The organism is Pseudomonas sp. YNh (assembly GCF_037993085.1).
GTDB lineage: Bacteria > Pseudomonadota > Gammaproteobacteria > Pseudomonadales > Pseudomonadaceae > Aquipseudomonas > Aquipseudomonas putida.
The window spans coordinates 32,316-57,562 of the sequence record NZ_JBBMRJ010000030.1 but is presented as its reverse complement, the minus strand read 5'-3'; the positions used below and the strand labels follow the sequence as shown (position 1 = coordinate 57,562).

Genomic DNA, 25,247 nt, shown 5'->3' with positions numbered 1-25,247 from the left:
TGGGCGCCGGTTTGGAGTTACCAGTTAGGAGCCACGCGGGTGAAGGGAAGTTCGACAGGAAATGGTTGGGGCTGCCAAGCAGCCCCAAAGCAGGCAATGCCGTTTATTTGCCGGGCACCAACGTAAGCCGCGGGTTGCCATACGCCCTGGCGAAGTTCTGCGGCTGTAGCGGCAGGCTCATGAAGCGCCCTTTGAACCAGGCATCCAGCCCGTCGCTGTAGTGCGCGCTGGCAGGGTTGCCGGACTGGCCGCTGCTGGTCAGCACCTGCAAAGGTTCGGCCTGGCCGAAGTCGACGATCATCCGCGCCGAGGCGGGCAGACGGGTGTCGAAGTCGCTGCCCCAGGCGTACGGCGTGAGGGCCAGGGTCGTGAAATCGCCGCCAGCGGCCAGCGGCGAACGGCTGGTGGCATCGCCCAGGCCATGGTAGGCCGGTGCCGGCCAGCGGTACTGGTGCAGCTTGCCCCACTGCCAGGCGCGGCGGTCGGCACCCAGTTGTGCGTTGCCGGCATCCACCGCGCCAGCCAGGCTGCGGGCGAGGATGGTGGGTTTGTCTTCTTTCTGCGGGGTGCTGCGGTCATCCCAGAACGGGCTGTCGTCGCGCCCCAGCAGGTGATCGGCCTGCGCCGAGAACGACAACCGGGCATTGCTGACGAACGCCTGCCACGCCGGGCCGGACTCCGGGCCGAGGTCGTCGAGGAACGTTTGCCGTGCAACTTCCTGGAGAAACAGCTCGTACAGCGCTGCGTCAGCCGACACCGGGCTCAGACGGCCGTCGAAAGCTTTCAGCCGGGCCAGCGCGTCTTTGGCCTTGTCGCGCTGTGCGGCGGGCAGGGTATCGATCGCCTGTTTCAGTGGCTGGGCCATGCCAGGGGCATCGAACATCTGCTTGAGCTTGGCGGCCAGCAGGGTCACCTGGTCGTTCTGCAGGGCCATCAGGCTGCGGCTGTCGTGGCGGCCATTGCCGGCCAGCTGGGCCAGGCGTTCAGCGCGTTCCGGGTAGTACCAGGTGCTGGACAACTGCATCCCATAACCACGTGGCAGGCTGCGCTGGTTGGCGTGGCCGATCCAGCCGGCGGGTGGGTCCTGGTCGTAGGGGTGCAGCATTGGGTCGGCATAGCCGTCCCAGTCATAGCGCCCGTCCCAGCCCGGCGAGGGCAGCAGGCCCTGGCCTTCGCGGCGGTTGGGGTAACGGCCGCTGACCTGCCAGCCGATATGGTCGGGCTCGGCGAAGACGAAGTTGAGGGCGGCGGCGGTCACTTCACGGGTGCTGTCGAAGGCGCGCTCGACGTTCTTGGCACGGGTCAGGTCAAACAGTGCATCCAGGCTGCGGTCGCCCTTGAACTGTGGCAGGTTCAGCGCCAGGCCCAGGCTGGCGTTATCAGGTTGGGCCAGCAGGGTCCCGTGGCGGGTGTCGTACATCACCTCGCGCAGCGGGCGCTGGCCGCGGACGAAGAAGGTTTCGCTACGGGCGCGGGCCGGCAGCCATTTGCCATCGGCGAGGTAGGTCAGCTGGCTGCCCTGCCGACGCAGTTGCTCCAGGTACAGGTCCTGGTTGTCGGCCATCACGGCGCTGCTGCTCCAGGCCAGCTTGCCGTTGTAGCCAGCCAGCACGATCGGCAGGCCGGGCAACGACAGGCCGGCAACCTGGTACTTGCCCGTGTGGATTTGCACCGGGCTCAGGGCCCAGGCGGCGCGGCTGTCGCTGGCCAGCAGGCTCTTGCCACTGCGGCTGCGCTGCGGGCCCAGCGCCAGGTTGGCAGAGCCCGGGCTGCCGAGCAGGTCAAGGTCGGCCAGTTTCTGGCTGGCGGCCGCCAGCGCTGGCAGGCCCGGCAACTGGCTGGCCAGGTTCAGGCCCTTGAGTTTGTCCACTTCCGTTTCGGCCAACGGCTCATCCGGTGCTCCGGGCAGCAACCAGGCCAGCTTGTCGCTGCCGGCTTTCTGCGCCAGGGTCAGGGCGCTCAGTTCTTCCTGCAGGTTCACCGACTGGCTGAACGCGTACAGGCAGAAGATCAGCGCCGAGTCTTCGGGCTTCCAGTACTCGGGGCGATAGCCGCTGTTGGCAAGGTCGGCCGGCAGCTTGTCGCGGTAGCGGAACAGGTAGGCGTTGACCCCGCGCGCATATACTTCGAAGAAGCGCTTGAGCCGTGGCGATGCGTCGGCGTATTGCTGGGCGGCGCTCTGCTTGAGGTTGGCAGCGCGCATCAGGCGGTCGATGTCCAGCGCGTCGCTGCCGGCCAGTTCGGCCAGGCGGCCTTGGGCGAGCAGGCGCATGGCGACCATCTGTTCGATACGGTCGCCCGCGTGCACGTAGCCCAGGCTGAACAGCGCATCATGGAAGCTGCTGCTTTCGATCAATGGCGCGCCCATGGCGTTGCGGCGGATCGAGACGTTCTGCGCCAGGCCTTTGAGCGGCTGCACGCCGCTGGTCGGTGGCACGCTGTCCTGGTGGCCGCCCGTCTGGCAGCCGGCCAGCCCGAGCATGCCGAGCAGCGTGGCGGCGGTTGCAAACCGCAGGCGGAAGGGAGGAAAGGCGGGGGCGGCCATGACAAGGGCTCCTGCAAGGCGAGGCGGGTTTCGAAAGGCGCTAAGGTAGTAAGCGCGCAGGCGCCGTGCAAGGTCCTGTGTCGGTTTATTTGCCTGCGCGGGCTCAAACGTTGAAGTGGTCTGCCAGCGTGTCGGAAAAATGCGTGCAATTGATACGCGCATAGCGTCGGTAGTCACGGGTGACCGCGAATGCAGAGCCAGGCATCAGCAGAATCTTGTGCTGCTCCAGTTTGCGCACCAGAGGTTGCAGGTCGGGCAGGTCCGGGTGGTAGACCCAGAGGAACATGCCCCCTTGCGGCGCGATCTCGAACTGCCAGCCGCGCTCGAGCAACAATCGTTGGGTCTGGACTTGCTGCCGGATCAGGCGCTGCTGTACATCCTTCATGTGCCGGGCATAGGTGCCGTCCGACAATATGGTGTTGACGAAGCGCTCGCAAAACGCAGGCACGGCCACGCAGGTCAGCAGTTTCAGGCGGGTCAGCGGTTCTATCAGGTCTTGCGAGCAGGCGATGAAGCCCACGCGCAACGAGGCGGACAGGCATTTGGAAAAACTGCCGATGTAGATGACCCGGTCAAGGTTGTCCAGCTCGGCGAAGGTCTGGCGCACGGCAGGGCTGAAGTCGCCATACACATCATCCTCGACCACGTAGAACTCGTGCTCCACCGCCAGGCGTAGCACGCTGAAGGCGTTGTGCGGGCTGATGTTGCTGCCGGTCGGGTTGTGGAAGGTGCTGTTGCAGAAGAACGCTCTGACCTTGTGGATGGCCAGGTAGCGCCGCATTTCCTCCACATCCGGCCCGTCCTGGGTCCGCCGGATACCGACGACGTGCCCACCCGCCAGCTGGATCAGCTTGATCAGGTTGCCGTTGCCCGGCTCGTCGACGAACACGTGGTCGCCTGGCTTGATCAGCAACCGGGCAACCAGGTCCAGGCCTTGCGTGGCGCCCAGGGTGGTCAGCAACTGGTTGGGGCGGGCTTCGACACGGGTCAGCCGTTTCATGTGCACGCACAGCTGTTTGCGCATGGGCAGGTAACCCTGGATGTCGCCGTACTCTGCCAGCGAGCTTTGCTCCAGCCGCGCGGTGCGACGAATCGCCTTGGCCAGCAGCTCGGTGTCGCGCCACGCCGGCGGCAGCCAGCCGCTGCCCAGTTTGGTGTAGTGCTGCCCGCCCTGCAGCAGCCGGAACAGCGGATCGCCGGCCATGCACTCGGGCTCGTGGATCACGCTCGTCTGCCGGCTGCGGTTGGCGACGAAGTAGCCGCGGCCGGGCGAGGCCGTCAACACACCTTCGCTGACCAGCTGGGCATACGCCGATACCACGTCGTGGTAACTGAAATCGACAGCGGCCGTGAGTTTGCGAATGGAGGGCATGCGTTGCCCTGGCGACCACTCGCCTGCATCCAGGCGCTGTTTCAACAGGTGATGAAGGCTGGAGGGGTTCATGGCAGGTCCGAAACCGTTAGAAAAAAAAGCCTAACAGTTAACGGAAATGCTTGTCGACTGTTCGTTTGCAAATGGCCAGTACCTGCCACTATCCCCTTGTCGGAACTTTCGGCTGCCAGCAAAGGCGGCACTTTTAGCGTCTGTGCAGACCAGACAACTGGATATCAAGCCCATGCATACTATGGACATGCAATCTGCCGTCATTGCCAGGCTCCCTTTGCCTGACGAACTGGCGTCATTCAAAGTAGTCAAGAATCTTGTGACCTCGGCGTTATTGGAATGCTGTTCAATCGACGAGTTCGAAGCGCTGAAAGAAACACTGATTATTGAAAGTGTTTCCGAACAGGCCCATGCCGACTTGCAGGCCTTTGCCCAAAAAGATCCAGCGGCTGGCCGCGACCTGGTATTTATTGCAAGAACTTACACCTCTTATTCTGCGGTTTTGCACTATCGGCTTGCCCACTGGGTCTACTGCAATACGGCTTCTACCTACGGTGCTGGCGGCCAGTGCCTGGCCGCCATGATCTCCAGGCGCGGAAAAATGCTCTCGGGGGCGGAGATTCATTTCCGCAGCCGTATCGGTGCGCGCTTCATCATCGATCACGGCATGGGCACCGTCATTGGTGAAACATCGACCATTGGTGACGATTGCTACGTGCTGGGCGGCGTCACCCTGGGCGCACGCGGTATCAGTGACAACCCTTCGAGCCCCAGGCACCCGACCTTGGGCAACCGGGTACAGATCGGCGCGTTCGCCAGTGTGCTGGGTGCTATCCACGTCGGCGACGGCGCCTTCATCGGGCCGGGCTGCATCATTACCAAAGACGTCCCTGCCGCTGCCCGTGTGCAGGTAAAAACATCACTGCAGGTGGTATTGGAACCATGAATTCCCTGAATTATGAAGTGTTGCGCAATACCGAGAAACTTTATTACAAGGACCAATACCTGGCGGGTGCGAATACTCAAGTAACGCGGGTACACAGTGACGGTATCGAATTGCAGAGTACCGTGGCCTATCCCGAAGGTGGCGGCCAGGAAGCTGACGTCGGCACGATTGAACTACCGATAGGCACTGTGCGCTTTGTCTGGGTTAAAAAACTCTACGGTAGCCCTATTCGCCTGGAAGGTTTCAAAGGCGGAAAACTGGGCGGCATCATTATTCACAGCCTGCACCCTGATGACTTGCACCTGCTGGATGAAGTCACCGTTGGCATGCCGGCCCGCGTCACTATAGATATTGAGCGACGCGAACGGTTGACGCTGTCTCACAGTGCCAGTCACTTCCTGTATGCCGCCGCCATCAGCCTGCGTGAAGAACTGAAACAGTGGACCATCGGCTGCCATATCAAGGAAGACTCGGCGCGTTTCGACTTTCTGGTCGAAGACGCATTCACTGCCGAAGACGTGGTGGAGATAGAACGGCGTGCAAATGAGCTGATCGCCTGCGATGCGCCCATCGAACACTACGCGGTGCAGGGCCTGGAAGACGCGCGCCTGTGGACCTACAACGGCATCGAAATCCCGTGTGGTGGCACACACCTTGAGTCGCCTCGGCGGATCGGGCGCGTGTCCGTGCGCCGCAAACGCCTGGGCAAAGGCAAAGAGCGGCTGATCTGCGTGTTCCCGGATGCCGAAATCGATGTTTCCACCTATCACGAGCCTGGGCTATGAACAGCACACTCCCGCGGCGTACCTACCTGTACTTCACCGCACAGTCGATCAACCTGACGACCGCTGTCATGTCCGTGACCATGGCCGCCATCGTCGGGGCCGCATTGGCGCCGGCTGCTGCGTGGTCCACCGTGCCCTACGGGTTCCAGTTTCTCTGCCTGATGCTGGCAACGTACCCAGTCTCCAGGTTGATGAGCCGTATCGGTCGCAAGAAAGCCTTCATGCTGGGGTCGATCCCCTTGGCGGCTTCTGGTGTCAGCGGTTATCTGGCCGTGGAATACCAGCACTTCCAGCTGCTGGTACTGAGCCATTCAGCGTTGGGCGTTTATATCGCCTTCGCCAACTTCAACCGCTTCGCGGCCACTGACAACCTGGCCCAGAGCCTCAAGCCCAAGGCCCTTTCACTGGTGGTGGCGGGGGGCGTGATTGCAGCCGTGGTGGGGCCGACTCTGACCGAGTGGCTGAGGGACGTGGGTGGGTACCCGCTATTTTCGCTGTGTTATGCCTCGTTCGTTGGCCTTGCGTTGATGTCGCTGTTGATTGCCGTTTGCCTGCCCGACGATGCCGGTATCGTCAAAGCCAGTCAGCACGCGGAAAAATCGGCCACTCCCCGCGAACCGTTCAGCCCGTCGGTGAAAGTTGCCATGGCGGTTGCGGCGCTGAGCTACGGGATCATGAACCTGCTCATGATTCAGGCATCGATGCACATGAAACACATGCATGAGGACTTCTCTGATGTCCGCCTGGCCATCCAGTGGCATGTGGTTGCCATGTTTGCACCGTCATTCTTTACCGGCGCAATCATTCAGAAGCTGGGCATCAAGACCACCATCTGTGCCGGGCTGGCACTGTTGATCGGTTGCTCGGCGCTGAATATTTGGTCGCACAGCTACGCCATGATGACCCTGGCGCTGATTGCCCTCGGGCTGGGCTGGAACCTCACGTATGTGGGCGGCGGCGCATTGCTGGCCCAGTCGCTGCAAAACAGCCCGGCAGCGATGCAGATGCAGGGCAAGAACGACCTCGCCATTGCCATTCTGGCAACCGTCGGTGCGTTCAGCCCTTCGCTGTTGCTGAGTACGGTTGGCTGGGATGGCACCAATGCCATTTGCATGGCCCTTTGCATCGGTTTGCTCTTCGCCACTGCCGGCCTGCTGCAGAACAAGGCCTGCCTGCACACGTCAATGGAAGGTAGCCGCAAATGAGCGAGCTCATCAGCGTCAGCGAACGCATCTACACCAAACTGGAAATGAACAATCCAGGCGGCAGCCACAAATACCGGGCAGCCCGGCACATTGTCGAGCATGCCCTGCGCAACGGCGACATCATCCCGGGTGTGACCACGGTCATTGAAAAAACCGGCGGCAGTTTCGGTTTCGGCTTGCTGGCGGCCTGTCACAAGTATCAGGTGGCCGTGGAACTAGCGGTAGGGCTTGGCTTCAGCCAGACCAAACGGGATTTGCTGGAGTGTTTTGGTGCCAGGCTGATCGGCAAAGAGATGCTGGTGGCCGGCGCCACACCCAAGGATGTCGTGATGCATCACCTGGAGAACCAGGCCGCACTGGGCAAGTCCTATTTCTACACCGATCAATTCAACAACCCGGTGGGCATTGAAGCCCATCGTTACCAGACGGCCAGTGAGCTTGCCGTGCAATTGACCAACATCGGGGCCGGGCGGGAAATCCTGTTTGTCGGCTGCGCCGGCACTGGCGCAAGTTTCACAGGCATTACCCTGGGGCTGAAGGACCACGGTTTTGACGTTTCGACGGTGTTGGTCGACCCCAGCGGTTGTGATTCAAGGGCGGGCGTGTTCACGGACCATCGCTTTGAAGGCATGGCGGTGGGTGTTTGCCCACCCTTCATGGACTGGTCGCTGGTGGACGAACGGGCTCAGGTGCAGCACGCCGAAATGCTGGCCGCACAGCGCTGGTTCTACATGCAAAGTGGCATTTTCGTGGGGAATACCGCCGCAGCCTGCCTCGCTGTTGCCCAGCGCATGGCACAGCACCCGCGGTATGCCGCGACCACCCTGGTCACCATCGCCTATGACGCGGGGCTCTGGTACCAGGACTTGCTGGGGGCGACCCGGCGAAAGGCCGCGTAGCAGGTTTTTAATCGAGCCAGTCGATCAGGCGCCGTGGCACTTCTTGAACTTTTTCTCGCTACCGCACGGGCAAGGGTCGTTACGGCCAACGTCCTTCAGGGCGTTGCGTACCGGCTCCTGGTGGCCGTGGTTGCAGTGCGGGCCGTGTACATGGCCATGATCGTGGTGGTGGTCATGATCATGGTCGTGGTTGCAGTCAGGGCCATGAACGTGGGGTTGTTGGGACATTGCAGGGTTACTCCGGGATGTGATCGCCGGGGATTATCTCACCACTGCGCGATAAGTGCAGGTCCCGATGGATGACCAACCCGGTCGCCAGTTCGCCCTGCAAGGTGTAATGCAGCGGCTGCCTGCTTTTGAGCAGCTTGGCCAGTGGCTTGAGGTGCTGCCACAGGTTGGTGCGCGCGGTGATCTTGAAGGTGCGCCGGGCGTGCCCGCCCACGCTGCGCCAGACACTGGCTTCGTCCTGCACCAGCAGCAGGTCGTTGAGGCGTATTGCATACGACAGGTTGCGGATGAACAGGCGGCTGTCATTGGGGTTGTCGACCCGTAGGTGCAGCACGAACTCCTGCTCCAGCAACCTGGCCTTGACCGTTTCGACCTCGACCAGGTGCACTTCGGGTTCGCGCCAGTCGTCACCCCCCCAACTGGCACAGCCCGCCAGCAAGGCCAGGCATGCGATCAGTGTGCAGGGCAGCAGCAGGCGGGCGCGGGCCATCATGCTCAGCTACCCACGTAACTGGCGCAGCATTTCTTGAATTTCTGCCCGCTGGCGCAAGGGCAGGGGTCGTTGCGCCCGGCCTTCAGCCCAACCGTAGGGTCGATGAAATACCAGCGCCCGGCATGCTGGACGAACGCCGAACGTTCACGGTGCTGGTGATCGCCATCCTGGTCGTGCCAGCGCGCGGTGAAGGTGACAAACCCGTGCTCCGGCTGGCCGCCCAGTACTTCGGCGTCTTCCACCTCCAGGCCCAGCCAGGTGCTCTGGGCGCTCCAGGCCGCCATGGCGGCCTGGTCCAGTTCGGCTTGCTGGGCCGGTAGGGTGGTGGCCACCAGGTAGTCGACCAGGCCCAGCACGTAAGCGCTGTAGCGTGAGCGCATCAGCGCCTGGGCATCCGGTGCCGGGGTGCCTGCATGGTAATGCCCGCAGCAAGCGTCGAGCAGGTTGCCACTGCCGCAAGGGCAGACCGAGACACTCATCATCACCACCAGTACTTGCCGAAGTTTTCAGGGTTGGCCCAGAACTGAGTGGGGTATGGCGGCAGGCCAAGCGTAGCGGGCTTCATAGAGGACCTCAAGGATTTTGGTGACAAAGCTGGTGACAGTGTTGGTGACAGACAGCAAGACCGCAAGGGTGAGTTAACCGGGGTCCTTAACGCGCCCACGGGCACCCATGCGAGGGCCTACGGGGGAGCCTGCGCGGGAAGTCTTGTAATGGTGACCTTTCAGATTTTTCTGTCAGATTCTCAAAGAGCCTTATGGTGGCCTGCGAGACCACAACCAGAACCCCAGTTGAACGGCCAGACAGACCCAGTAGAGGGCCTGAAGTTGGTCCATGGGGTTCTCCTTGAAGGGTTAGAGTGACTTGTGAAAGCGAACGTCTGTGAGTTCGTGTTGCAGGGCCACCTCAAGGAGGCGCTCATAGGTATGCGGCCAACTCCTTTGAGATTGGTCGTTAGAAGCACCTGATTGAAGCAACGCAAAGCATAGCGCCGCATGTGGAGTCAGAGACTCTACCGGAACCTTCGTAACTACCCGCTTGCCCTTGTAGGTGTAACACAGCGTGACACTCATAGTAGGGCCTTTGTGAGGACAAGTTAGTCATTGAGCATAGCCCGAGCTTAGGGTAACGATAGTATTATTTCCTCTGCTTAGAGAGTGGCTTTAAGTCCAAGCTCGCGAGCGCGCTGTAGCGTCAAATGGCCTTTCGCTACGGCAGCACGGAGACCCCTTTGAGTATTCTTGTGGGGAGCCTTGATGCTCCAGTTACAGCGATCCTTAAAGGTGTGGCGCTCAAGGATGTCAGCACTATGGGCATGTCCAATATCAGTCATGATATCGGCAACGATTAGGGCGACCTCTGGTCTCTCAAGGATCGCCTCGAAGGCGTGGAAGACGACACGTTTGAACTCTCGGGAGACCCAAGCGGCATACTCAATGGTCGCCAACTTGGTCCCGAAGGTTGCCTCCCGTTGCTTGCCAGTTTGCGAATGCATTTTCTGCATGCACAAATCATCTGACTCTCTTAGGTCTTTGGCGTCAGCGTTTCGCCACTGTCCCGGCTGTTTACCCTTGGGCAGCTTCAATGTTTGCCAGATCTCTGTCAGGTCCCATTGGCCCCGGTCGTTTGCCTTGAAGGCTTGACCTTCGATGATGATGACGTGGCCGGAGTGCTTGTGTTTGATATCGATATTCACGGTGTCGATTTCCTTTTGTTTGCTCTCTGAGTTCGCTCCCAAGGACCAGCGTACAGACCCCGACAAGGGTTCTGATCAGTGGCAAAGAGAGCAAACAGAAAGACTGTACTGAGTGATGCCCAGCGACGGGCGATGGTGGTTTGCGTGTCCATTCTCTGGATGCACAAAGGTGACGCCCCAAGATTTGGGGAGGTGGAGAGATTCAATTTCTGCATCTCTTAGTGCCCCTGCCGGTCCCTCTTTAGGTCCGGCCTTACGGGGCGCTTTTAGATCAGCTCAGGGCAATGCGAGTGACCAGCGGAAACGGCACTTGGACAGTCTGAAGACCATCGGTAGTCAGTTTCACCTTGACCATGCCATTGGCGATGATGTCCACCTCAGCCATGATCTCAAGGTCCCAGCCTTGGGCGTTCGGATTGCGGGTCGCTTCGATGCGCCAGATGTTGCCGTCCCGGCGCTCACGGTAGCTCAGTGAGGTGAACAGCTTGGGCAACATGAAGATGCCATGGTCGGTCCCGGTGTACGGCTGTACGCCTGCGCCAATGAGGTCTTCGATAGAGTCCTGACCAGCACGTTGAGCAGCACGCTCAAGGACAGCCACCAGAGACACTGGGAGCAGGATCACGAAGTCGCTTAGCGAGGTCCCTACAGTCTGGTTAACGTGGGTCGTGAGGATGTCGATGAGGTCCTCAGCGATCTCGGCAGGTTTGCCCGTTGGCTTGACCTCAGAGACACTCTCGGTGCTTGGGGCGGTTGCCAAGATGGCAGCGACCTTACCGGCTGCGCTGTGCTCAATGTCACGGAGCATCTTGTCAGCGGTTTGCTCCATAGACTGGACGGTGAAGCCTGCCATCAGGTTGTGGTCGAGGATGGTGGCACGGTGGCTGATGACCAATGCCGTGTCGGTGGCCTCGGTGAAGATCACAGAACCGGCCAGCACTTCACCCTTGTCGATGGTCTGGTTATCCCAGTTCTTGCGAGGGTCGAAGGTGACAGAGCGGTCGGCCATGGTGATGATTTGTTGCCCAGTGGCCTCAGAGCCAGCCGGACGGAACTCACAAGGAGTCGCCTCCATGGCAGCCTCTCGCCACTCATCGCCGTTCAAATAGTCCTCAGCGGCCTCCACGAGGGCCTCCACATAGACGGACACATCGGTGGCCGCTTGGGTCTCTGGACGGACATCGGCAGTGTTGAATCGGATTGACCCGGTGTTTCCATCGACAATGGCAGTGGAATAGGTCGAAGGCTTGGTGTACTCGAATGGTTTAGTCATGATTGTTGTCTCCTGAATAGATGAATGAAGTGGTTGTGTGTCGAGGTGCTGTTACCAGCCACCGCTATTGGCACGAGAGGCAGCACGGACACGGGCACCATGCTCACGAATGGCAGCGTCTCGGGCTTCCTTATCGGCCTTCGCTTGGGCGATCTCACGAGGCGACCATTCACGGCACCGCTCGGCATGGGCATTGGCCTCAGCCTGCAAGCGAGCACGCTCCTGAGCCTTCTGGTATTGGTCTTGGCGGTACTCTCGGGCAACTACAGGAATCGCTTGGAGCGACAGACCGGCCTCATCGAACGCTTTAACGATCTCGAATTGCTGGCCCTTAACGGTCCCGCATTGGGCGACCAGCATGGGCAGCATGATGTTCTCTACGTACTCACGGTTCAGGGTCTGGCCCGACACGGTGACTTCGTTCTTCAGGACTTTCGTGATAATGATTTTCATGGTTTGGGTTCTCCTATTGGGGACCCTTTGATTCGTCCTTGCGCCATAGACGCGCACGACCAGACGGCCAAGGAGAAAGCCTTCGCGGGCATCTTCAAGGACGATCAAAAGGTTCTGGGTTTCAAGTGGTATTGGTGTTGATGACGCTGATTCAGGACATGGCAGGCCTGAAGGGCATCGAAGGGATCAACCGTGGCGACGGCTGTTGTGCAGGGTCGAGGAAATTATTTTGTTGTTGGTCTTCCTGTCTTGCCCATAGTGAGGGTTTTTAACGACAGTCTTGACGGGCGCCTTTAAGTTGTGAGTGAGATTCCTTCAGAGCCACTCAATGGAATCCTCAAGTGAGTCGTGGCGATGGCTTGCAGACACAACCCTTGTTCAAGTAGCTGGTTCAAACGGTCGAGGGTCTTTTGGGGACACTTAGCGAGGACCCGTTGGGCCAGACCATCCATGTCAAAGGTGACCTGTCCATCCTTGTAGGTCCTGAAGTTGAAACGGTGGTCACTGAGAGTTCGGCGTAGCTCAATGAGCTGGGTTCGAGCAGGTCGAGGGAATACAGTGGACAAGATAGACACGTCCTGATCGGTGAGGCGTGAGTTAGCTGGGCAGACAATGATGGTCATGGTGTGAGGTCTCCTTTGAGGTGTTCTTAAAGATGCCCTTTGAGATGAATAAGAGATGAGGGTGTAATAACAATTACCCCTCTCCCTCTGGGCTGGTCGATTAGTTGGTCAATCAGGCGAAGCGATGGCCTCGGAGATGATCTTTATATTATCCGGCGTTAAGTCGCCAAACCCCGAAATAGAGCCTCTGCGCCTACCTCAGCCACAATCTCAGCCTTGATGCCAGGGTGCCTCTCCACATACGAAGCGATCCCATGGGCAGCGTGTCGGGCAGCCTTGGCGATTCGCTGGGCGGTTCTCAAGGAATACTCATTGGTCTTGCAGGCGTCCGCCGTGATCTGCGAAAGGAACAACGCACCGATGACCGCTCGGGCCTTGACGTTGATCTTCCCGTTGGTGACTCCTGCACTGGTGATGATCGACCCAGTAACGATGTCGTCTACCCATGGCAGCGGATCGGGAATCGCAAGGAGGTACATGTAGGCTGCGACAGGGTTAGCGAAGGTGGCCTTTGGGCGTCCACGGCCTCGCTTAGGCTCATCGCTTGGGGGCTGGTGGGGTTGCCCTTGGGTCTCGCTGGTAAGGCCCTTGGCGGCTTTCTGGTGGTCCTCAGAGAGGGACTCATCGGCACGGCGCTCAGCCGCCCATGCCTGATACAGGGCTTCGAGGTTTGCGGGTCGAACCATATCCTCGCGGCGAATAACCTCGCCAGAGATTGGGTCAGTGTGAAGGATGGTGCCGGTTTCGTGATCGACGTGACGGTGTAATGGTCCGGGTTGTGTGAGCAGGGTCATGATAGTGGTCCTCATATGGCCGCTGCGAACGTGCAGCCATAGTGAGGGTTTTTAACGACACCGCTTTCCGAGGGCGATCAAGGTCGAGTTCATCAGAACCTTGCGAAGTCTCCACCCGGCAAAGTTCTTAGGTAGTCAATCAGGTCATGAAGCGCTTTCACTACACACGGCTCTCCGTCGAGCCAAATCCAATCATAGAACTCTTGCACCTTGGAGTTGTTCTCTCCGGTGATTGTGTCCAGTAGTGCTTGAGCTTCGATAAGCGAGATTGGCTTGTCCTTTAAGTCCCAAATGTGAGCGGCGTATCTGCTTCGAAATTTTTTGATGTTACGTTTTTCAATTTCTTTGGCGTACTGGAATAAAGGGTTGACGAAGGTTTTATCAAGTGAGTAGAGGTGCTGGTTATAGTTGTCCCTAATCTCCCAAACCTTGTAAAGTGAAAGGATTAGGCTGTGGTTACACACTCTCAGTCGCGTCATGATCTGAATCAGTGTCAGCTTGCCATCGCTGTAAGCTTTCAAAAAATCTTGGCCCATACAAACTGCGGCAGTCAAGTCCGTCATCTGATCTAAAAGAAGCCACTTGATTTCATTGTTGGCTTTAGCTTTTTCCATATGATCCTACTCCTTGTTAATTACCATTCGAGAATTGGACAGTTCGAGCGAACGCCTTCACCAGAGCCTCATGGAGTGTCCCCACAGGAACCCTCTGAGACCCCGCATAGAGGTCATAAGTAATGTTCCCTGAGCTGTGCCCGGTGATGCTCTGAGCGATGACCTCAGGGGTCGCAGCGGCCTTCAGCAGACCCGACAGGGAATGCCTCAGCGAGTGGAACGACTGGTCACTGCCTGCCTTCAATCCCAGTGGCTCACGTAGGGCCTCATTGAGCGGCTTGTTGAAGTAGTGAGCCTTCGCCTTGAACAGCTTGCCGGGTTCCGATGCCACCCACTCAAGGAAGGTCTTGAGGGAGAACCCATAGGCCCCATCGACCAGAGGGACTTGCCGGATGGAGAAGTCATTCTTCAGGGTCTTTCCCTTCTCGTCCTTGTTGATGTCGATGACGGTGATCCCGTCCACTTGCTTTATGTCGTCCTGAGTCAGTTGGTACAGCTCACCAATACGGGCACCTGTGAGGACTCCCAGAGACAGCGCCCAGCGCTTCCAGTCAGTTGCAGGCAGGGCGTTGGCATAGTCCATGATGGTTGCCACCTCATCACGAGAGAAGGGCCTACGCTCACTGTCAGCCCCTTTCTCGATCTTCAGACCCTTGTCATAGGAGCGCTCAAGAAAGCCGTTGTTAACAGCCCAATCCATGACAGTAGATAGCTGGGTCAATAGCTTGTTGACTGTCAGGACCTTGCGGCCATCCATCACACGCTCTTTGAGCGCCACCATGTCAGCCCTTGTGTGGGTCTTGATGTCGAGGTCCCCGAGAAGCCCCGAGAGCGTCTTACAGTTCGATTGAATGGCCTTCAGGGTCGAACCTTCTACGTTGCCTTGGCGTTCCTTGATGAACAGCTCAGAGAGGCCCTCGAAGGTAATCGGGTCTGTCGAGGACGCATTTACAGATAGGGACAGGGAAGGGGCTACAAACGTGCTACAAGACAGCTCCCCAATGATCTCCGTGAGTTCCTGAGGGCGACCCTCAAGACGCTCCTGAGCGGCCCTGAGTACCCTCTGGCCTGTGCCGATAGCTCGCTGCTGGTTCCCAGTGAACCGACCAAGCGAGGCAGCCTCAGCGAGGTGGTTGCTCATCTGGTCATAGATTTCCATGTATAGGCCCCGTGAGTCCTCGCTATGGCCCTGTAGGGCGTCCTCAGCGATCTCCTTGAGGCGCTCCTTGAGGTCCTCCCACGAAGCCTCAGGGCGGTCGAGGTGGAAGACAGCCAGTGTCTTGAGGATGTCCTTTGAGAACTGCATAGCGGTTGGCCTATCGGTGGAACGGAGAGAGATGGCGAGACTACGGGTTGAGCATCCCCGAGGGCGAACCCTCAGGTAATAGATTCCTGACCGTCTGTAGTGCCAGACCGAAAGGGCCTGAGATGGTCGTTGGTGACAAGGCTGGTGACAGGCTGGTGACAGTTGGCCCTGCTCTGGCATAGCTTCGATAGCGTTCATGGTGAGGTAAGCCCTTGATATTCATGGGTTTACCACCAGTACTTGCCAAACATTTCCGGGTTGGCCCAGAACCTGGCGTTGAGCCAGTCCGGGACCTGCTTGTAGTCATGTAGATCATAGGTGAACAGGCTCAATACCTGCTGGTCACGGCAGAATTTCTCGCTGGCCGACAGCGCCAAGGCAAAGAAGTCGGTGTCTTGCCAGCCGCAGGCGGCCAGGTCGGCCAGCACCGCTACCCGGCTGGCATTGAGGTTGCGAATGCCGCCGAGCAGTTCCAGGCCGGTGCGCTTGGGCAGGTGTTCCAGGCAGTCCACCAGCACCGCCAGATCAAAGCGTTGGGCCGCCAGTCCGGCCGGCAGCGGGCCCGGGGCAGCCGTGGCGATCGTCACCTGGGGGTGCGCCTGGGCGAAGGCGTCCAGCGCCGGGAAGCGCGTGCCGACCAGTAGCAGGCGTTGCGGGGTGAAGCGTTCGAGCAGGGCCGCCAGGGCTTGCTGCGGCGTGCGTTGGGAAAAACCGTCGGTCATTGCCAATCCTCGTTCAAGTCGTCCAAGACTAGCGGGCCGCGGCGTGTGGGCAAAGAGGCATGTGACCACGTCGTGGCTTATTGCTGGCAGGGTTGGAAAGCGCGGTCTTTACTCCCAGAGATCGGCCTTATGCCGATTCCCCCTAGGAGAAGCAATGAAATGAGCATAGTACGCACAGCGTTACCCCTGGTACTGCTCACCAGTGTGTTGACTGGTTGTGCAGGTTTGCAAAAAACCGACTGGCCGAAATGTGCCGCCGTCGGGGGTGTAGGCGGCGCCGCTTTGGGCGCTATTGAAAGTTCCAGCTGGGCTGGCTGGGGTGCGTTGCTGGGCGGTGGCCTGGCGGCGGGCTATTGCTGGGCCCATGGCGATGGCGACGAGGATGGCGACGGCGTGCCGGATAGCCGTGACAAGTGCCCGGGCACCCCGCGTGGTGTGCAGGTCGATGCCAACGGCTGCCCGCCTGAGCCGGTAGCGGTGGTGGAAGAAGTGGTGGTGCAGAAGGAGGAAGTCATCGTCATCCGCGATGTGCACTTCGAGTTTGATTCCGCGCGCCTGACCGCCAGTGACAAAGAGCGCCTCAATACCATTTCCACGCGTCTGAAGCAGGAAGCGCCATCCGCTCGCCTGAGCGTCAGCGGCCATACCGACAGCGTTGGCTCCGACAGCTACAACCAGAAACTGTCCGAGCGCCGCGCCCACTCGGTAACCGATTACCTGATCGAGAGCGGCGTACCGCGCAGCAGCTTCGTTTCGGTGGTAGGTGCCGGTGAAACCCAGCCGGTGGCGGACAATGCCACGGCCGACGGGCGTGCCATGAACCGCCGTACCGAAATCAAGATCCAGCGGTAGACGGTATGCGCCCGTGCCTTGAGCAGTGGCGCGGGCGCGTCTTCATGCCGGTCAGCCGTTCGTGGCCGATGACACAGGAGCATTCAGCATGAGTGTGATGTCGAAGGCGGCATTGCCGCTGTTGGTGGCTGCCAGCCTGCTCGCGGGTTGTGCAACCCACAGCGATGGTAGTGCGCCGCTTAACCAAAGGACCTGGCCCATCTGCAGCCTGCTGGGTGGCCTGGTCGGTGGCGGCCTGGGCGCTATTGAAAGTTCTACCTGGGCCGCAGGTGGCGGTGCCCTGGGCGCGATCGCCGGTGGGCTGATCTGTTACGCCCAGGATGGTGACGAAGATGGCGACGGTATTTTCGACCGCCGCGATCATTGCCCCGATACCCCCGCCAACACTGCAGTCGACCACATGGGGTGCCCGCTGAAGGAGTACCCGTCAGCGGCGCCTGCCACTGCACCTGAGCCCTCGCCAGAGGTGATCATCCTCGATGACAATGGTGCGGTGATGTTTGCCTTCGATTCCGCCGACCTGACCCCGGCGGCGCAGCAACGCCTGCAAGGCCTGGTGGCAAAACTCGACGCGCCGACGATAGCCAGGGTGAGTGTGATCGGGCACACCGACAACGTGGGTTCCGATAGCTACAACCAGGCGCTTTCCGAGCGCCGTGCCAGCAGCGTTGCCGAGTACCTGATCGGTCAGGGCCTGGAGCCGGGCAAGGTCACCAGCCAGGGCCGCGGAGAAAGCCAGCCGGTCACCGATAACGAAAGCGAGGAGGGCCGCGCGCGCAACCGACGGGTGGAGCTGCACCTCAACTGAGCGGTGCTGGCACCTGACTTGACATTGCAGTTAATGTGGGTCGCACGGCCCGCTCGAACGGGCCGCCTCGACATAACAACATTCAATAGGGGCGGGGTATGAAGTTCATCCTGGGCCTGGGCAAGGTCCTGACGGTCGCTTTCTGGGGTGTGGTGTTGTTCAATCAGTTGATGCCACAACCTGTGCCTTTCAATCTGTTGATCAATGCCGCTGGCATCGTCCTGTTCGGCTTGCACCTGCTCGAGGTGCTGTTCTTCAATGGCAGCCTGCGTGGGCGCAGCCACCGCTGGTTCGACCGTTTGCAGATCCTGCTGACAGGTATCTTCCATGTCATGTCCATTCCCCGTGCGCAGGAGGCGCCGCGAAATGCGTAATCTGATATTGCTGGCCATGTTGGCCGCTCCCCTGGCCCAGGCTGAAAGCCTGGAGGTCGCCGCCAATTCCATGCTGCGCCTGCCCGACAAGTCGGCCAGCGTGCACTTCACGCACCTGCGTGTCGCGGATGCGGCAACCCTGCTGCTGCCTGCCTCGCTTGCGCAATTGACGGTCGACCAGCTGGAACTGGGGCGTGATGCGCGCATCGCCATCGCACCCTCCGATAGCCCCCTGGTGATCGAGGCGCGTAGCGCGAAGTTGGGTGAGGGCAGTGAATTCAGTGCCCCCGGGGCGGCGGGTAGTTATCAGCGGGCAGCTCGTCCGGGCCGCAGCCTGGACCTGAAACTGGCTGAAGTGGATGCCGAACGGGTGGCGATCGATGCCCGCGGTGGCGCGGGCGCTCCGGGTTATGTGGGGCTTGATGGTGGCAACGGCCAGGCGGGTGGCTGCACCTGGGGCCAGGCCAGTCGTGGTGCCAATGGCGATAACGGCGGCGACGGGCATGATGGCGCGCCGGGAGGGCGCATTCGCCTGAGCGTGCCGCAGGGCTTCGCGCAAGAGCGCGTTGTCGTGCGCCTGGATGGTGGCGCCCCAGGCAAGCCCGGGGCGGCGGGCAAGGCGGGTAAAGGGGGGGCTAGCAAGGGTTGCCTGGTGTACAGCACCGATGCTGGCGCCAATGGCCGGCCAGGGCAGCCTGGGCAGCCCGGCCTGGCAGGCGCCGCAGGTGAGCTGATTCTGCAGCACCTCTGAGCACTGTGGGCGGCATCCTTTGGGGGAGCGGCCTTGTGTCGCGATTGGTCCGCGAAGCGGCCCCAGGGTTTCAGTACTGATACGCAAATCGGGGGGGCTGCTTCGCAGCCCAATCGCGACACAAGGCCGCTCCCACAGGTATCGCGCAAGTTTTCAGATAATAAGCAAGGCCATTGCCCTGCCAGCCTCCGAGAGCTGTCAGATCATCAGGCGCGAACTGGCCACAGCGACCACTGCCAGGCCCAGCAGCAGGTTGATCCCCACCATCCGCCGAATCCGCCCCAGCACCGCCGCACCCGTCGGCCAGTCCTCGGCCTGCACCGCCGTCTTCAGCTCCGGCAGCAGCAGCGCCTGAATGCGCATGAACAAGGCAAACATGGCGATGCCGCCACCGATCATTACCTGCACGTACTTCGGCGCAGTCTCGAAGCCACTGAAACGCACGTGCAACATGCCGATACCACTTATCGCCAAAATCGCCACCGCCAGCCAGACCCAGCCGAAGAAGCGTCGGAAAACTTCCACCCACAGCCGCAGCCGCGCAGGCCCTTCAAGGGCTGCAACCGTTGCCGGGCGCAGCACCAGCCAGGCGAAGAACATGCCGCCAACCCATACCAGGGCAGCCAGAACATGCAGTGTGTAGGGCAGGGCAAAGGCGAGCATCCGGATCTCCATGCGGCATAAAGGGCAATAGCGGGGTATGATAGCCGCCCCATGCGAAACACTGAAAATATATCCAGCCCGACGGGCGCCTGCAGACCATGATCAGCAACGAACTCAAAGCCACCATCCAGGGCGCCTACTCGCGTTTTCTCGAAGCCAAAAGCCTCAAGCCTCGCTATGGCCAGCGCCTGATGATCGCCGAAGTGGCCAAGGTGCTTGGCGACATTGCCTGCGACGATGAAGGCCGCCGTGCCGGCGAGCCTGCCGTTGTGGCCGTGGAAGCGGGCACCGGTACCGGCAAGACGGTGGCCTACAGCCTGGCCGCCATCCCGGCCGCCAAGGCCGCTGGCAAACGCCTGGTGATCGCCACCGCTACCGTGGCCCTGCAAGAGCAGATCGTCTTCAAGGACCTGCCCGACCTGATGCGCAACAGCGGGCTCAATTTCAGCTTCGCCCTGGCCAAGGGCCGTGGCCGCTACCTGTGCCTGTCCAAGCTCGACATCCTCCTGCAGGAGGGACACGCCCAGTCCGCCACTGCCCAGTTGTTCGAGGAAGAGGGCTTTCGCATCGAGGTCGACGAGCGCAGCCAGAAGCTGTTCAACAGCATGATCGAGAAGCTTGCCGGCAATCGCTGGGATGGTGACCGTGACAGCTGGTCGGAAGCCCTGGAAGACCAGGACTGGGCCCGCCTGACCACCGACCATAGCCAGTGCACCGGCCGCCACTGCCCGAATTTCCAGCAGTGCGTGTTCTACAAGGCCCGTGAAGGCATGGGCAAGGTAGACGTGATCGTTACCAACCACGACATGGTGCTGGCCGACCTGGCGCTGGGCGGGGGGGCAGTGTTGCCCGATCCGCGCGACACCATGTACGTGTTCGACGAAGGCCACCATCTGCCAGACAAGGCCATCGGCCACTTCGCTCATTATTCGCGCCTGCGCTCCACCGCAGACTGGCTGGAACAGACCGCCAAGAACCTGACCAAGCTGCTGGCCCAGCACCCGCTGCCCGGCGACCTGGGCAAGTACATCGAGCAGGTGCCAGAGCTGGCGCGCGAAGTGCGCACCCAGCAGCAGTTCATGTTCACACTCTGCGAGCAGGTTGCCGACTTCCGCCCCAGTGAAGACACCGAGGGCCGCGAGCGCCCGCGCTATCGCTTCGAAGGCGGCGTCGTGCCGGAACAGCTGCGCGAAGTGGGTATCGAGCTGAAGAAGGGCTTTGCCCGCCTCAACGACCTGTTTACTCGCCTGGCCGACCTGCTCAAGGAAGGCATGGACGGCGAGGTCAACATCGGCATTGCCAGCCACCAGGCCGAGGAGTGGTACCCGCTTTTCGGCAGCCTGGTCACCCGTGCCCAGGGCAACTGGGAACTGTGGACGGCCTTTACCGCCGAAGACCCGGAAGACAGCCCGCCCATGGCTCGCTGGCTGACGCTGGCCGAGAGCGGTGCGATGTTCGACATCGAAGTCAACGCCAGCCCGATCCTCGCCGCCGAGATGCTTCGCCGCAGCCTGTGGAGCGTTGCACACGGTGCGCTGGTGACGTCGGCGACGTTGACCGCGCTGGGCAAGTTCGACCGCTTCCGCATGCGCTCCGGTTTACCGCGTGATGCGATGACCTGTGTGGTGCCCAGCCCGTTCGTGCACGGCGACGCTGGCCTGTTGCGGGTGCCTGACCTCAAGGCCGACCCACGCGACGCGGCGGCACACACCGCGGCAATCATCCGCGAGCTGCCGAACATCGTCGAAGATGCCCGTGGCGCGCTGGTGCTGTTCTCCTCGCGCAAGCAGATGCAGGATGTGTTCGATGGCCTGGACCGTGACTGGCGCAAGCTGGTCCTGATACAGGGCAACCTGTCCAAGCAGGAAACCCTCAACAAGCACAAGGCGCGGGTCGACGATGGCCAGCACAGCGTGCTGTTCGGCCTGGCAAGCTTTGCCGAGGGTGTCGACCTGCCTGGCGCCTATTGCGAGCATGTGGTGATTGCCAAGATTCCATTTGCCGTGCCCGATGACCCGGTCGAAGCCGCACTGGCGGAGTGGATCGAAGCCCGCGGCGGTAACCCGTTCATGGAAATTGCCGTACCCGACGCCTCGCTGAAGCTGATCCAGGCCTGCGGGCGCCTGCTGCGTACCGAGCAGGATCGCGGTGTTATCACCTTGCTTGACCGGCGCCTGGTCACCCAGCGCTACGGCAAGGCTATTCTCAATGCGCTGCCGCCGTTCCGGCGGGAGATTTCCTGACCGCCGGAGCACTTGCTCCGGCGCGTTGTCCATTACTCAGTCTTGGTCCCGCAAGGGGCCTGAAGGAGAGCCCCAGCCCTATGGTCCGCCTCACCCTGCCCGCCGTTTTCGCCCTGTTGTTCAGCTCGCCCTTGCTGGCCGGGCAGCAGACGCTGTTCAGCTTCGTGCGCCCGGCCTCGGTGGTCAATGTGGTGACCGAGGATGCCGGCATGCCGCAGTACAACGCGGAGCAAACGGCCGAGGGCGAGGTATTGCGGCGTGTGGTGTTCAACCCGGTCGAGCGGCCCACCCTGCGGCTGAGCCCGCAAGGCGGGGCGTGGGATTGGTCCACCGGGCAGTTCCTCACGTTGCGCATGCAAAGTGCCATGGACTGGGCGCTGACGGTGGATGTGACTGTGCAAGGCAGCGATGGCCGCACCTTGACCAGCCGCGTTGACCTGCCGGCCGGCCCCGCTCAAACCGTGATGGTGCCGCTGACGGCCAGCTCGCCGCTGAGCCAGGGCATGCGCGCCGGCCCACCCATGCCGTGGAACCATGGTGGCCAGCGCTTGCTGCTGACCAGCAGCGCGGGCGCGGTAGACCTCAAGCAGGTGGCCTCGGTCAGCCTGAGCATCCCCAGCCCCAAGGTGGCGCAGAACCTGCTGATCGAGCGGGTGGGCATTCAGGACGACGACCAGGCCTACAAGGCGGCCTATAAGGAGCTGATCGATGCCTATGGCCAGTCCACGCGCGGCAATTGGCCCGAGAAGGTGGCCAATGACGAGCAGCTCAAGGCGGCCGATACGCGTGAACAGCAGCAGCTCAAGGGCTGGCTGGCTGAACGCGGCAAGCAGCAGCTCGATGGCTATGGCGGGCTGCTGGCAGGGCCGGCCTTCGAGGCCAAGGGCTTCTTTCGCACCGAAAAGCGTGATGGCCGCTGGTACCTTGTAACACCGGAAGGGCACCCGTTCTATTCCCTGGGGGTGAACGCCGTCGCCGCAGATGGCGGGCGTACCTACGTCGCCGGCCGTGAAGGCATGTTCAAGGCGTTGCCGGGCGAGGGCGATGCACTGGCCGCATTCTACGGCGAGGGCAACAACGACGATGGCAATGCCTCGTCGCAAGGGCGCCACTTCAAGCAAGGGCGCTGGTTCGATTTTTATGCCGCCAACGTGCAGCGTACCTACGGCAAACCCTGCCCGCCTGCCGCAGAAGGGCAGCCAGCCAACTGCCCGCCACTGATCCTGGACGCTGCCCGCTGGCAAACGCATGCGCTGGACCGATTGCAGGCCTGGGGCTTCAACACGGTCGGCAACTGGAGCGAGCCCGCCCTGGGCCTGGCCAAGCGCATGCCCTACACCCTGCCGCTGTCGATCGTGGGTGATTACGCCAGCATCAGCACCGGCATGGACTGGTGGGGCAGCATGCCCGACCCGTTCGACCCGCGTTTTGCCATGGCCACCGAGCGCGCCGTGGCCATTGCCGCCCGTGATCACCGTGACGATCCTTGGCTGATTGGCTATTTCGCCGACAACGAGCTGGCCTGGGCTGCCCCAGGCAGCGACCCTAAAGCCCGGTATGGCCTGGCTTATGGCACTTTGCGCCTGACCACCGATGTACCGGCCAAGCGCGCCTTCCTCAAGCAGTTGCGTGACAAGTACCGCAATCAGCAAGGGCTGTCCAAGGCCTGGGGCATCGAACTGACCGCCTGGGAGCTCATGGAAGACCCGGGCTTCGAGGCGCCGTTGCCCGACCCGCAACACCCGGAAATCGAGCGCGACTACCAGCACTTCCAGCAGGTGTTCGCCGAGACCTACTTCAAGACCATTGCCGATTCATTGAAGTGGCACGCCCCCAATCACCTGCTGCTCGGTGGCCGTTACGCGGTGAGCACGCCGGAGGCGGTCAAGGCCTGTGCCGAGTTCTGCGATGTGCTCAGCTTCAACTTCTATACCCTCAAGCCGCAGGACGGCTACGACTTTGCCCGCCTGGCCGAGCTGGACAAGCCGGTGCTGGTGTCCGAGTTCCAGTTCGGTTCACGCGATCGCGGGCCATTCTGGCCGGGGCCGCTGGAGCTGGCGCGGGAAGAAGACCGCGGCCCGGCTTACGGAAACTTCCTCAAGGCGGCCCTGGCGCAGCCGATGATCGTTGGTGCGCACTGGTTCCAGTACCTCGACCAGCCGGCCAGCGGCCGCCTGCTTGACGGCGAAAACGGCCACCTCGGGCTGGTGGCGATCACCGATGTGCCGTACCCGGGGTTTGTCGACGCTGTGCGCAAGAGCAACCTGCAGGCGATGGGCCAATTGCGAGCCCTGCTGGAAAAACCGGCTCCCTGAGCACGAAGCTACCGTTCGTCGCGACCATTTGGCCCAAGCCAGTTTGCAAAACACCCAACTACTGAAACAATGCACACCTTTTTTGGACATGGTCCTACGGAGTACAGCGGGTGCAGATCCAGGGTCACTATGAGCTGAAGTTCGAAGCCGTGCGCGAAGCCTTTGCCGCGCTGTTCGAAGATCCCCAGGAGCGTGGCGCTGCGCTGTGCATCCAGGTCGGTGGCGAAACCGTCGTCGACCTGTGGGCCGGCAGTGCCGACAAGGATGGCCAGCAGGCCTGGCACAGCGACACCATCGCCAACCTGTTCTCCTGTACCAAGACCTTCACCGCTGTCACCGCCCTGCAACTGGTGGGCGAGGGCAAGCTGGCCCTCGATGCACCTGTGGCCAATTACTGGCCCGAGTTCGCCCAGGCCGGTAAACAGTCGATCACCTTGCGCCAGCTGCTCAGTCACCGCGCCGGCTTGCCGGCCATCCGTGAGCTGCTGCCCGCCGAAGCCCTGTACGACTGGCAGGCCATGGTCAATGCCCTGGCGGCTGAAACGCCATGGTGGACACCCGGTAGCGAACACGGTTATGCCGCCATCACCTACGGCTGGCTGATCGGCGAGCTGATTCGCCGCGCCGATGGCCGTGGCCCTGGCGACTCGATCGTGGCCCGCACCGCCCGCCCGTTGGGATTGGACTTCCATGTTGGCCTGGCAGACGAAGAGTTCTACCGCGTGGCGCACATCGCCCGTGGCAAAGGCAACCCCGGGGACGCCGCCGCGCAGCGCTTGCTGCAGGTGACCATGCGCGAACCCGAGGCGCTATCGACCCGTGCTTTCACCAACCCGCCGGCGATCCTGACCAGCACCAATAAGCCGGAATGGCGACGTATGCAACAGCCGGCGGCCAATGGCCATGGCAATGCTCGCAGCCTGGCAGGGTTCTATGCCGGTTTGCTGGACGGCAGCCTGCTCGAATCCGAACTGCTTGATGAACTGACCCGCGAGCACAGCCTCGGCCAGGACCGCACCTTGCTCACCCAGACCCGCTTTGGTCTGGGCTGCATGCTCGACCAGCCTGATGTGGCCAATGCCACCTTTGGCCTCGGCGCCCGTGCCTTCGGCCACCCAGGTGCTGGTGGCTCGGTCGGTTTTGCCGACCCGGAGCACGACGTGGCCTTCGGTTTCGTGGTCAATACACTTGGTCCCTACGTGCTGATGGATCCACGAGCCCAGAACCTGGTCCGTGTTCTTGCCAGTTGCCTTTGATCGGGTAATGCGGGTATTG

24 protein-coding genes are annotated in these 25,247 nt (G+C 61.2%); 11 read left to right on the top strand and 13 right to left on the bottom strand.

What is annotated here, in order from left to right; genetic code table 11:
• Positions 1-103: 103 nt before the first annotated feature.
• Positions 104-2,545 carry a penicillin acylase family protein gene (locus tag WF331_RS23935; protein WP_016498232.1) on the bottom strand — a complete coding sequence of 814 codons (2,442 nt, stop codon included), beginning with the start codon at positions 2,543-2,545 and terminating at the stop codon, positions 104-106.
• A 103-nt stretch (positions 2,546-2,648) separates the two neighbouring features.
• The gene (locus tag WF331_RS23930) at positions 2,649-3,989 is read right to left on the bottom strand and encodes an aminotransferase-like domain-containing protein (RefSeq protein WP_016498233.1); all 1,341 of its coding nucleotides are present in this window, start codon (positions 3,987-3,989) and stop codon (positions 2,649-2,651) included.
• A gap of 172 nt (positions 3,990-4,161) precedes the next feature.
• On the opposite strand from WF331_RS23930, the gene WF331_RS23925 reads away from it, so the two are divergent.
• The 4 genes from WF331_RS23925 to WF331_RS23910 are packed head-to-tail and all read left to right on the top strand — an operon-like array spanning position 4,162 to position 7,764.
• Entirely contained in the window at positions 4,162-4,875 is a 714-nt protein-coding gene (locus tag WF331_RS23925; RefSeq protein ID WP_016498234.1) for a serine O-acetyltransferase, read from the top strand.
• Complete coding sequence (locus tag WF331_RS23920; protein ID WP_340623358.1) at positions 4,872-5,660, top strand: alanyl-tRNA editing protein; 789 nt, start codon at positions 4,872-4,874, stop codon at positions 5,658-5,660. The genes WF331_RS23925 and WF331_RS23920 overlap by 4 nt, the downstream gene beginning before the upstream one ends.
• Complete coding sequence (locus WF331_RS23915) at positions 5,657-6,865, top strand: MFS transporter (protein ID WP_340623357.1); 1,209 nt, start codon at positions 5,657-5,659, stop codon at positions 6,863-6,865. The genes WF331_RS23920 and WF331_RS23915 overlap by 4 nt, the downstream gene beginning before the upstream one ends.
• Positions 6,862-7,764 carry a pyridoxal-phosphate dependent enzyme gene (locus WF331_RS23910; RefSeq protein WP_016498237.1) on the top strand — a complete coding sequence of 301 codons (903 nt, stop codon included), beginning with the start codon at positions 6,862-6,864 and terminating at the stop codon, positions 7,762-7,764. Before WF331_RS23915 ends, WF331_RS23910 begins: the two co-directional genes overlap by 4 nt.
• 24 nt (positions 7,765-7,788) lie before the next feature.
• Here the strand turns inward: WF331_RS23910 and WF331_RS23905 are convergent, their stop codons facing one another.
• The 10 genes from WF331_RS23905 to WF331_RS23860 all read right to left on the bottom strand — a co-directional run bounded on the left by WF331_RS23905 (position 7,789) and on the right by WF331_RS23860 (position 15,966).
• Positions 7,789-7,992, bottom strand: coding sequence for an SEC-C metal-binding domain-containing protein (locus tag WF331_RS23905; RefSeq protein ID WP_019471879.1), 204 nt, complete (start codon positions 7,990-7,992; stop codon positions 7,789-7,791).
• 7 nt (positions 7,993-7,999) lie between these two features.
• Positions 8,000-8,485 carry an LEA type 2 family protein gene (locus WF331_RS23900; RefSeq protein WP_016498239.1) on the bottom strand — a complete coding sequence of 162 codons (486 nt, stop codon included), beginning with the start codon at positions 8,483-8,485 and terminating at the stop codon, positions 8,000-8,002.
• Positions 8,486-8,487: 2 nt separating this feature from the next.
• A complete protein-coding gene (locus tag WF331_RS23895; protein WP_016498240.1) occupies positions 8,488-8,964 on the bottom strand; it encodes a YchJ family protein in 477 nt (158 codons plus the stop codon).
• 671 nt (positions 8,965-9,635) lie between these two features.
• The gene (locus tag WF331_RS23890) at positions 9,636-10,181 is read right to left on the bottom strand and encodes a hypothetical protein (protein WP_161871468.1); all 546 of its coding nucleotides are present in this window, start codon (positions 10,179-10,181) and stop codon (positions 9,636-9,638) included.
• A gap of 271 nt (positions 10,182-10,452) precedes the next feature.
• Positions 10,453-11,454 (bottom strand): hypothetical protein, encoded by a 1,002-nt coding sequence (locus WF331_RS23885; RefSeq protein WP_161871467.1) that lies wholly within the window; start codon positions 11,452-11,454, stop codon positions 10,453-10,455.
• Positions 11,455-11,505: 51 nt separating this feature from the next.
• On the bottom strand, positions 11,506-11,907 hold the full coding sequence (locus WF331_RS23880) for a hypothetical protein (protein ID WP_161871466.1): 402 nt from the start codon (positions 11,905-11,907) through the stop codon (positions 11,506-11,508).
• Positions 11,908-12,688: 781 nt separating this feature from the next.
• Positions 12,689-13,324, bottom strand: a complete 636-nt coding sequence (locus WF331_RS23875; protein ID WP_161871465.1) for a hypothetical protein — start codon at positions 13,322-13,324, stop codon at positions 12,689-12,691.
• A gap of 92 nt (positions 13,325-13,416) precedes the next feature.
• A complete protein-coding gene (locus WF331_RS23870) occupies positions 13,417-13,938 on the bottom strand; it encodes a hypothetical protein (RefSeq protein WP_161871464.1) in 522 nt (173 codons plus the stop codon).
• Between the two features lie 16 nt (positions 13,939-13,954).
• The gene (locus WF331_RS23865) at positions 13,955-15,244 is read right to left on the bottom strand and encodes a site-specific integrase (protein ID WP_161871463.1); all 1,290 of its coding nucleotides are present in this window, start codon (positions 15,242-15,244) and stop codon (positions 13,955-13,957) included.
• A 227-nt stretch (positions 15,245-15,471) separates the two neighbouring features.
• Complete coding sequence (locus tag WF331_RS23860) at positions 15,472-15,966, bottom strand: DUF6231 family protein (protein ID WP_340623356.1); 495 nt, start codon at positions 15,964-15,966, stop codon at positions 15,472-15,474.
• Between the two features lie 159 nt (positions 15,967-16,125).
• On the opposite strand from WF331_RS23860, the gene WF331_RS23855 reads away from it, so the two are divergent.
• From WF331_RS23855 to WF331_RS23840, 4 genes are all read left to right on the top strand, one after another.
• Positions 16,126-16,818, top strand: a complete 693-nt coding sequence (locus tag WF331_RS23855; protein WP_016498242.1) for an OmpA family protein — start codon at positions 16,126-16,128, stop codon at positions 16,816-16,818.
• A gap of 88 nt (positions 16,819-16,906) precedes the next feature.
• The gene (locus tag WF331_RS23850; RefSeq protein ID WP_340623355.1) at positions 16,907-17,626 is read left to right on the top strand and encodes an OmpA family protein; all 720 of its coding nucleotides are present in this window, start codon (positions 16,907-16,909) and stop codon (positions 17,624-17,626) included.
• A gap of 98 nt (positions 17,627-17,724) precedes the next feature.
• Positions 17,725-18,000, top strand: coding sequence for a DUF1145 domain-containing protein (locus WF331_RS23845; RefSeq protein WP_043197545.1), 276 nt, complete (start codon positions 17,725-17,727; stop codon positions 17,998-18,000).
• Positions 17,993-18,751: a hypothetical protein gene (locus WF331_RS23840; RefSeq protein WP_016498245.1), complete on the top strand. Its 759-nt coding sequence runs from the start codon at positions 17,993-17,995 to the stop codon at positions 18,749-18,751. Before WF331_RS23845 ends, WF331_RS23840 begins: the two co-directional genes overlap by 8 nt.
• A gap of 198 nt (positions 18,752-18,949) precedes the next feature.
• Here the strand turns inward: WF331_RS23840 and WF331_RS23835 are convergent, their stop codons facing one another.
• Positions 18,950-19,414, bottom strand: a complete 465-nt coding sequence (locus WF331_RS23835) for a CopD family protein (RefSeq protein WP_016498246.1) — start codon at positions 19,412-19,414, stop codon at positions 18,950-18,952.
• Positions 19,415-19,512: 98 nt separating this feature from the next.
• On the opposite strand from WF331_RS23835, the gene dinG reads away from it, so the two are divergent.
• From dinG to WF331_RS23820, 3 genes are all read left to right on the top strand, one after another.
• Complete coding sequence (gene dinG / locus WF331_RS23830) at positions 19,513-21,657, top strand: ATP-dependent DNA helicase DinG (protein ID WP_016498247.1); 2,145 nt, start codon at positions 19,513-19,515, stop codon at positions 21,655-21,657.
• Positions 21,658-21,737: 80 nt separating this feature from the next.
• Positions 21,738-23,972, top strand: coding sequence for a beta-galactosidase (locus WF331_RS23825; RefSeq protein WP_340623354.1), 2,235 nt, complete (start codon positions 21,738-21,740; stop codon positions 23,970-23,972).
• 110 nt (positions 23,973-24,082) lie between these two features.
• On the top strand, positions 24,083-25,228 hold the full coding sequence (locus WF331_RS23820; protein ID WP_016498249.1) for a serine hydrolase domain-containing protein: 1,146 nt from the start codon (positions 24,083-24,085) through the stop codon (positions 25,226-25,228).
• Positions 25,229-25,247: the final 19 nt, after the last annotated feature.